Annotated in this window: 1 protein-coding gene; it reads right to left on the reverse strand. The window is 60.2% G+C overall.

All coding sequences use genetic code 11. The features are described 5' to 3' along the window. A partial coding sequence (locus JWG43_RS20700) for a nucleotidyltransferase family protein (protein ID WP_205244296.1) occupies positions 1-488 on the reverse strand: 488 nt, incomplete at both ends.

Raw genomic sequence — 488 nt, forward strand, 5'->3', positions numbered from 1 at the left:
TCCCAATACAGGTCCATCTGGTCCAGCAGGCTCTTCCAGTCGATGGCGTCGGACTGTTTCAGGATGACGTGGTTCACGTCGGCCCCGTCATAGCGATAGCGATCCTGGATAAAGACCTTGGACAGGATCAGGGCCGTGGGCGGGGTGATCTGCACCTGATGGCCATAGACGGTGATCCGGTCCTCGCTGAACCAGCTGTCGGACACGGCGATGGTGCCGTTGGACATGGCGAAGATAACGTCGAAGAAGTGTTTCTCATCCTTCCAGACCTTGGCGATCCAGCGCTCGTCCTCGACGTCGGTTCGGTAGCCGTGCTTCTGGAAGAAGGCCAGGATGCGGGGGTAGTCGCCAGGCTTGCAGAAGACATCCAGATCCTTGGTCGGACGCCGGATGCCGGTGTAGGCCGTTACCGCATAGGTGCCCGACAGCAGGAAGGGGATGCCGCTCTCCTTGAGCAGGCGCAGGCTCTCTTCATAGAAGGCCAGGGC

This window comes from Desulfobulbus alkaliphilus (assembly GCF_016918545.1).
GTDB lineage: Bacteria > Desulfobacterota > Desulfobulbia > Desulfobulbales > Desulfobulbaceae > Desulfobulbus > Desulfobulbus alkaliphilus.